A 6851-nucleotide genomic window follows, 5' to 3' on the forward strand; every position below is an offset into this window, starting at 1 on the left:
CGAAGGCCTGAGGAAAACGAACGTGCTACAAAGAGAAAGGTTGACCCTGAATCCAGATATGCTGCAGGTGCAGTCCACCATCGAGCGCAATGATGCTGGCGCGTTTGCCGACCTTGAGCGATCCCAGCTGGCCATCGATGCCCAGCAAACGGGCGGGATGCAGCGACGCCATATGAATTGCGTCTTCGGGAAGTAGGCCGGTTAGTTCGACCATATTGCGTACCGCCGCATCGATCGAGAGCGTGCTGCCCGCCAGCCCTCCGGAAGCGGTCCTTACGATCCCGGCACGCATCTCCACCTGCTCGCCGCACAGCGTGTATCGGCCATCGGGCATACCGGCGGCCTGCATGGCGTCGGTAATCAGCACCACTCTCTCCCTGGCGCAGCAGCCGCAAAGCTTCATGGCGGCGGGGTGAACGTGGTGTCCATCGGCGATAAGCTCCAGCCAGGCTCGTGGGTCGGTTAACCCGGCGCCGACCATCCCGGGTTCGCGGTGATGTAAACCGGTCATACCGTTATAGCAGTGAACCAGCCCGTCGGCGCCCGCGTCGAAAGCGGCGCGGGTTTGTTCATAGCTGGCGGCGCTATGCCCTAACATCACCCGAATGCCCCGTTTTTTCAGATGGATAATCGCCTGTAGCGCGCCGGGCTTTTCCGGTGCCAGCGCCACGACGCGCAGGGTTTGCCGGGAAATGGCAATCAGCTCATCCAGCTCCGCCGGGTTCAGTTCCCGAAACAGCTCCGGAGGATGTGCCCCCTTATTCTGTGGCGTAAAATAGGGGCCTTCGAGGTAGCTCCCCAGTACCTGCGCCCCTGGCCCACCGGAGTAACAGCGTTGGGCGATACGCGCCAGCGCCTGGTGAATCATCTCCAGCGGCGCGGTGACGGTGGTGGGTAGCCAGCTGGCTACCCCTTCGCGTGCCTTATGGACCGCCAGTTTATCGAGGGCGTCGGGCGCGTCGTCCATGACATCAACGCCCGCACCGCCGTGGACGTGGATATCGATATACGCCGGACAGAGCAGCTCGGCGTTGCGGCTGGGGATGCCTGCCGGTATCGGTTCGATTGCGGTAATGACGCCTTCTTCAACGCGCAGCTGATGGTCGTCGAGCCAGCCTTGCTCCGTCAGCACGCGTCGGGCGCGGAGAATGTGCGTCATATCCCTTCCTCGACGGGGCTCTCCTCGCGGCAGCGGTCCAGCTCATCGACCAGGCTGGTCAAACCGCGGTGTCCGCACTCAAGGGCCTGCAGACGGAACGTCTCGCTGCTCAACCCATCGCGTTCCAGCGCCATCTCCAGCAACAGCTGCAAGTTGGTGCCGGTAATCACTTCTCTTCCCGCTTTTTGCATGGCGAGCGTCGAGGCCACGCGGAACGGCGTACCGCCGAGCAGGTCGGTCAGAAAAACGATATCGCCCTGGGCATCCAGCTCAGCCACCGCCTGCTCAAGCTGTGAAGTGAGCAGCGCGGTGGTTGAGGTTTCAGGAAAATCGATGGCGATAAACTGCGGCTGCTCGCCCAGAATTTGCTTCATCGCTTTTTCCATTCCGCTGGCAAAACCGCCATGCCCCGTCAAAATAATACCTAGCATCTCAAACCTCTTTTGCTTTACAGGAAGTGACAGAATTTGCCGACCACGCCGAGCACGACGGTAATGGCGATAAGACGCAGTGGGCTCCAGCCGCGACGCACCAGCCAGTACATGATCAGGGTATACACCAGCGGTAAGAAGGCAGGCATCAGCTTATCAATAACATCGGCCTGCAGTTTGACGACCGCGTCACCGGCTTTGATTTCCAGCGTCGTGTTAAGACGAACGTAGGTGGCGACCAGCGCGCCAATCACCGTCATCCCCACAATTGAGGCCGCATGACCCACTTTTTTGGTGTTTGCCTTGATAAGCGGAATGGCGGCAACCCCCATGCGATACGCATAGTGAGCCAGGCCGAAGCGCAGGCCGAGATGCACCACGTTAAACAGCACGATAAACACCACGGCGCCAAGGATTGATCCCTGCAGCGCCAGGCTGGCGCCAATCCCGCCGCAGATAGGCAGCAGCGTTAGCCAGAACATGGCATCGCCAATCCCGCCCAGCGGTGCGCCAACGGCAATTTTGGTACTCTGAATACTGTTAACGTCCTGCTTCGAGCGCTCCATTGCCAGAATGATGCCGATAACAAACGTCACCAGGAAAGGGTGGGTGTTGAAGAATCCCATATGGCCTTTCATGGCGCGAGCCAGGTCGCGTTTGTTGGTGTGAATCTTTTTCAGCGCGGGCAGCAGGCCGTACAGCCAGCCGGAAGCCTGCATACGTTCGTAGTTAAATGATGCCTGCAACAGCATAGAGCGCCAGGCCACGCGGTTAATGTCTTTTTTGCTCAGTTCAGCGCCAATGCTCTGATCTTCATAGACGTTTTCGTTCACGCCGGTCAGCAGCGTCTCTTCATTATCGGAAACAGTCGGCAGGGTGTGTTGGTTAGATGCCATCTTCGAATTCCTCTTTCTGTGCCGCAGGTTGGGTCGGTTCCGGGGATTTACGTAAGAGATCAATCAGCGCCATGGCCAGTGCGGCGGCGGCGATAGCCAGCACCGGAAGCTTGAGCCAGGCCGCGGCAACAAAACCAATAATGAAGTACGGGATGTAGACGTTCTTCATCATAATTTTCAGCAGTACGGCAAAGCCGATGGCTGGCATGATGCCGCCCGCAACGCCCAGGCCGTCAATCAGACGCGCTGGCAGGACATCAATGGCGGTTTTCGCGTGCTCCGCGCCGAAATAAATGGGCAGAAACGCGCACAGGAAGTAGAAAATGCCTAACGCCAGCAGCGCCAGATAGTTAACCCGTTCAATGCCGTCGGTGTCGGCATTTGCCGCCATACGGTCACAGCGGGACATCACGCCGGACATCACGGAGAACAGGAAGGTAATGCCCATTTGTACCGCCACGGCGAACGGTACAGCGACGCCGACCGCCACATCAGGTTTGACGCCGGTGGTGATAGCAAACGTGGTCCCCACGATCGTACCGATTATGACGTTAGGCGGCTGGGCGCCTGCCAGCGGCGCCAGACCCATCCATACCAATTCCAGCGTACCACCGGTTAAAATACCGGTATGCAGATCGCCAAGGATCAGGCCGACCAGCGGCCCAAGGACAACCGGGCGGTGCATGTGCGTTAAACCGTTGAACATATCCAGGCCGGCGATAAAGGCGAGGATACCTAAGGCAAAAGCCTGCAACAGACTGATTTCCATTGTGAATCCCTCAAAGCAGTTTAAAGAGATCCAAAGCCGGTTCTGTCGGAACCCCCTGAACGAAACATTCCACGCCAGCGGCCTTCAGGCCGTTAAAAGCGTTGATGTCGTTGGCGTCGACAGAAACCGTTTTGGCAATTTGTTGTTTACCTTCGGCGTAGTGCATGTTTCCTACGTTGATACGCGTGACGGGAACGCCGCCTTCAACCAATTTGAGGAAATCGGCCGGTGTTCTGCACACCAGCAAAATTTTCTGTCGGTCGGCGGCGCGGTGGATGTTGTCGATGACTTTTTGCAGCGTCCAGAAGCGCACGGCAATCCCTTCAGCCAACACCATTTCCATTAAATTCTGCTGTACGGTGTCTTCCGCCACTTCATCGTTGGCGACCAGCACCAGATTTGCCCCCGCAAATCCGACCCACTGCACGCCAACCTGACCGTGAATCAAGCGTTCATCAATACGGCTTAAAACAATATTTGGCATCGCGTTTTCCTCTTTGTTGTTATCCGTTATGGGATGTCATGCCCTGACAGGCAGCGTGATACTGCTGCAGTATGTCCTGAATGTGGCTGATGATAAGTTCTCGCGGCGTGGCGATGAGATCCCCCTCGCGAACCTTGACGTACTGCAACGGTAAATACTGGCTGATGAGCGGCAGCGGGATCGGTTCGTCCGCCAGGTTGCGCACCAGACGTTCGAAAGCGTCATCAATCTGCTCGTCCGGCCAGTAGTAACGAACGCGATCGGAATAGCTGTAGCCTCGTGCCAGACGACGCGCGTTGCCGTCGCCGTGGTAGTGACTCTGCCAGTATTCCGGGCGATCGAGCATGACGGTTTCCAGCACGTGGCGCAGGCCGGAACAGGCTTTGGCGGGCAGCAATTCTTCCTCAATGGCGGCCAGCGAAAATAGCGCTTCGCGTAGGGCGAAGGTGAGCGCTGGGCCGACTTTCAGAATGGCGAAGTGATCGACCACCAGCTGGCGCAGCGACTGCGGCGTCTGGTAGTCGGTAGAGTGTGCTTCGAACACCAGCGTGTCATAGGCCTCTACCATCTTGCTCAACGCAATGGCTTTTTGCGGTTGGTAATCAATGATGTGGGTGTGGTCGAATTCGACGCCAGGTTGCACCACCAGCGCGATAATTCGCGGCCAGATGTCGCTCAGCCCCTGTTGTTCAAAGGCGTGGTGGTGAGCCTCCAGCGTGGCGCGTGCGGCCTCGGGTGTTGTCACTGCCAGTTCGGTTAATGTTTCATGTGCGCCGCCCGGCACCGGGACTTCAGTGCCAATAACATAAACCAGATCCGCTTCGCCAAACTGGGCAATGCAGGTCTCTTCGGCGACCTTCGCCAGACGTGCGGCGCGCGCGGCGACAATCTCATCAGTTAAAGGAACCGGATCGTCCTGGCAGGACATGCTGCAATCCAGATGGATCTTTTTAAAGCCTGCGGCAACGTAGCTTTTGATCAGATCGTCGGCATGCCCCATGGCGACGGCTGCGGGTTGATCCTGCCAGCGATTTGGCCCCAGATGATCGCCGCCGAGAATCAGCTGCGACTGCGGAAAATGGAGTGAATCGGCGAGTTGACAGACGAAACGGCGAAAATCGGCCGGGGTCATGCCCGTATAGCCGCCGAACTGATCAACCTGGTTAGATGTGGCTTCGATCAGCAGCGGCGTCTGGTTGGCGTGCGCGTAGCGTATTGCGGATTCCAGTACCAGTGGATGCGCGGAACAAACGGCATAAATCCCGTTTGCCTTCCCCCGTTTATGCTGCTCCACTATTTCAGTAAGATGTTTCACTTTCCTCTCCAGATAGGATGACTTCGGAATCAATCTTTCGTTTTGTTTCATTTGATACTGCATCATGGTGTTATAAAAATAAAACGAAAGATAATAGTTTTCCGATCTGTTTCACAAAAGAAACGTAATGAAAGGCCGTGAAGCTGGATTTCGGCCTGAAGAGGGACTTTATAAGACTTGCTTTTCGGAAAAAGAAAGGCGTTAATAGACAAAACGAAATGAAACGAAAGAATTTGACCAAAGGATTTCTTATGAGTAACAGCGAGTCTTCTGCAGATAAGCGGGTTTCAGGGACCAGCGAAAGGCGCGAGCAGATCATCCAGCGGTTGCGACAGCAGGGTAGCGTGCAGGTGAACGATCTTTCCGGATTGTTCGGCGTTTCCACAGTGACCATTCGTAACGATCTGGCGTTTCTGGAAAAACAGGGTATTGCCGTGCGCGCCTATGGCGGCGCATTGATTTGCGACGGCAACACGCCGGGCGTTGAACCCTCTGTTGAAGATAAAAGCTCGCTGAACACGGCGGTCAAGCGGCGTATTGCGCGGGCCGCCGTCGAGTTTATCAAGCCGGGTCACCGCGTGATCCTCGATTCCGGTACCACAACCTATGAAATCGCGCGTCTGATGCGCCAGCATAGTGACGTGATTGCGATGACCAACGGGATGAACGTCGCCAACGCGCTGCTGGAAGCGGAAGGTGTGGAACTGCTGATGACCGGCGGACACCTGCGCCGTCAGTCCCAGTCATTCTATGGCGATCAGGCGGAGCATTCGCTGCAAAACTACCATTTCGACATGCTGTTTCTGGGGGTCGATGCTATCGATCTGGAACGCGGTATCAGTACTCATAATGAGGACGAAGCGCGGTTGAACCGGCGGATGAGCGAAGTGGCGGAGAAGATCATCGTGGTTACGGACTCCACCAAATTCAACCGTTCAAGCCTGCATAAAATTATTGATATGCAACGTGTCGATATGATTATCGTTGATGAAGGGATCCCGCAGGAGAGTCTGGAAGGGCTGCGGAAAATCGGCGTCGACGTGATTCTGGTGCCGCTGTCGGAATAAAAAAACGGGGGTATGCAAAGGCATACCCCCGTATGAGCTGGCGAGGGTGATTAGGTCACCGGGGCCGGGTTAAATACCGCCAGCTGGTTGTGTAATCCCCATTGATCCGAGAAGGTTTTCTTACGCCCGCTCGCCACATCAAGAATGAAGTGGAACAGCTTGGTGCCCACGTCTTCAATGGTCTCTTCGCCCGTGGCGATGGTGCCGGCATTGATATCCATTAAGTCATACCAACGGTTAGCCAGCTCGGTGCGGGTGGCCATCTTGATGACCGGTACCGCCATCAGACCATACGGCGTACCGCGGCCAGTGGTAAATACCTGCACGGTAATGCCGGAGGCCACCTGTTGAGTGCCGCAGACGAAGTCGCTGGCCGGGGTGGCGGCGTAAATCAGTCCGCGTTTGGTCGGGCGCTGGCCGGGCGACAAGACTTCCACGATGGCGCTTTTACCTGATTTAGCGATCGAACCCAGCGCTTTTTCCACCACGTTGGCGAGGCCGCCTTTTTTGTTGCCCGGAGAGGGGTTGGCGCTACGGTCGGTTTTGCCCATATCGAGATAGTTATCGTACCAGGCCATCTCTTCGAGCAGACGCTTGCCCACTTCTTCATTGATGGCGCGCGGGGTTAACAGATGAATGGCGTCGCGTACTTCCGTGACTTCCGAGAACATCACGGTTGCGCCGCAGCGCACCAGCAGGTCGGAGGCGTAGCCGACAGCGGGGTTAGCGG

At 56.7% G+C, this 6851-nt stretch carries 7 protein-coding genes and 1 pseudogene; 1 reads left to right on the top strand and 7 read right to left on the bottom strand.

Annotated features, from left to right (window positions below):
- Nucleotides 1-25 precede the first annotated feature (25 nt).
- The 6 genes from nagA to kbaZ are packed head-to-tail and all read right to left on the bottom strand — an operon-like array spanning nt 26 to nt 5036.
- Entirely contained in the window at nt 26-1159 is a 1134-nt protein-coding gene (nagA, locus tag ACW14G_RS12770) for an N-acetylglucosamine-6-phosphate deacetylase (RefSeq protein WP_419057371.1), read from the bottom strand.
- Nucleotides 1156-1590, bottom strand: coding sequence for a PTS galactosamine/N-acetylgalactosamine transporter subunit IIA (gene agaF / locus ACW14G_RS12775; RefSeq protein ID WP_223803806.1), 435 nt, complete (start codon nt 1588-1590; stop codon nt 1156-1158). Before agaF ends, nagA begins: the two co-directional genes overlap by 4 nt.
- 17 nt (nt 1591-1607) lie before the next feature.
- On the bottom strand, nt 1608-2486 hold the full coding sequence (gene agaE / locus ACW14G_RS12780; RefSeq protein ID WP_163447827.1) for a PTS N-acetylgalactosamine transporter subunit IID: 879 nt from the start codon (nt 2484-2486) through the stop codon (nt 1608-1610).
- Entirely contained in the window at nt 2476-3255 is a 780-nt protein-coding gene (gene agaW / locus ACW14G_RS12785; RefSeq protein WP_163447828.1) for a PTS N-acetylgalactosamine transporter subunit IIC, read from the bottom strand. The genes agaE and agaW overlap by 11 nt, the downstream gene beginning before the upstream one ends.
- A 10-nt stretch (nt 3256-3265) precedes the next feature.
- Nucleotides 3266-3739 carry a PTS N-acetylgalactosamine transporter subunit IIB gene (gene agaV, locus ACW14G_RS12790; protein ID WP_065356120.1) on the bottom strand — a complete coding sequence of 158 codons (474 nt, stop codon included), beginning with the start codon at nt 3737-3739 and terminating at the stop codon, nt 3266-3268.
- A gap of 19 nt (nt 3740-3758) precedes the next feature.
- The gene (gene kbaZ / locus ACW14G_RS12795) at nt 3759-5036 is read right to left on the bottom strand and encodes a tagatose-bisphosphate aldolase subunit KbaZ (RefSeq protein WP_249023281.1); all 1278 of its coding nucleotides are present in this window, start codon (nt 5034-5036) and stop codon (nt 3759-3761) included.
- A gap of 269 nt (nt 5037-5305) precedes the next feature.
- Here kbaZ and ACW14G_RS12800 point away from each other — a divergent pair, with 269 nt between their 5' ends.
- Complete coding sequence (locus tag ACW14G_RS12800) at nt 5306-6121, top strand: DeoR family transcriptional regulator (protein WP_163447830.1); 816 nt, start codon at nt 5306-5308, stop codon at nt 6119-6121.
- 50 nt (nt 6122-6171) lie between these two features.
- Here the strand turns inward: ACW14G_RS12800 and garD are convergent.
- A pseudogene (garD, locus tag ACW14G_RS12805) lies at nt 6172-6851 on the bottom strand (galactarate dehydratase); the annotation flags it as partial.

Source organism: Kluyvera sp. (assembly GCF_965301105.1).

Bases quoted from the DNA above. Each gene is read 5' to 3' on its own strand.
- agaF (WP_223803806.1), bottom strand. From the start codon at position 1,590: ATGCTAGGTATTATTTTGACGGGGCATGGCGGTTTTGCCAGCGGAATG.
- nagA (WP_419057371.1), bottom strand. From the start codon at position 1,159: ATGACGCACATTCTCCGCGCCCGACGCGTGCTGACGGAGCAAGGCTGG.
- agaE (WP_163447827.1), bottom strand. From the start codon at position 2,486: ATGGCATCTAACCAACACACCCTGCCGACTGTTTCCGATAATGAAGAG.
- agaV (WP_065356120.1), bottom strand. From the start codon at position 3,739: ATGCCAAATATTGTTTTAAGCCGTATTGATGAACGCTTGATTCACGGT.
- agaW (WP_163447828.1), bottom strand. From the start codon at position 3,255: ATGGAAATCAGTCTGTTGCAGGCTTTTGCCTTAGGTATCCTCGCCTTT.
- ACW14G_RS12800 (WP_163447830.1), top strand. From the start codon at position 5,306: ATGAGTAACAGCGAGTCTTCTGCAGATAAGCGGGTTTCAGGGACCAGC.